Here is a 549-nt window from a genome sequence, read left to right as displayed (position 1 = left end):
CAAGGCCCTCGGCAGGACGAAGATGCGCAGTCAGTTCCATGGCGCCTAACGATAGCGTTCAGCCGCGCCGTTAGGCGTCGGCTGGAACTGCGGGTTAGGCATTGCTGCCACACCTCGCCAAGAAATCCGCGATGAGCGGTTGCGTGTACTTCTGTTCCGGATCGACTTCGGGTCCGTCTCCTGGATGATGGTATTCGCCAGCGTCGAAGGCTTGGTAGACCTCCATCATTGAGGGCGGAACGACTCGATCATGTGCTGCCCAGAATGGTTCGCTGAGGCCAACGCCGAAGACAGCATTGATGATGACGCTGGCCTCATCGAAGGGCATTTCCCCGCTCGCATAGGCCGAGGCCACGAAGATCGAAAACGAGTCAAGCATCTGAGGTGCCGGAACCGATGTCTCTGCCGCGAGGCGCGCGAGCAGATCGTAGCCAATGACACCGGACGAGGCGGCGTGGAAGAGCTCGGGAAATGGTGGAATTGCCATGAACTCGGGAAGGCCTAACGATTGCGTTCAGCCGCGCCGTTAGGCGTCGGCTGGAACTGCGG

At 60.1% G+C, this 549-nt stretch carries 1 protein-coding gene; it reads right to left on the bottom strand.

The window, feature by feature from the left end:
• Nucleotides 1-94 precede the first annotated feature (94 nt).
• Nucleotides 95-487, bottom strand: coding sequence for a hypothetical protein (locus B0W88_RS32225; protein WP_077038454.1), 393 nt, complete (start codon nt 485-487; stop codon nt 95-97).
• Nucleotides 488-549: the final 62 nt, after the last annotated feature.

The sequence above is a fragment of the Pelomonas sp. KK5 genome (assembly GCF_001984095.1).
Lineage (GTDB): Bacteria > Pseudomonadota > Gammaproteobacteria > Burkholderiales > Burkholderiaceae_C > KK5.
The sequence above is the reverse complement of the archived record's forward strand: the minus strand, read 5'-3'. Positions and strand labels throughout refer to the sequence as shown.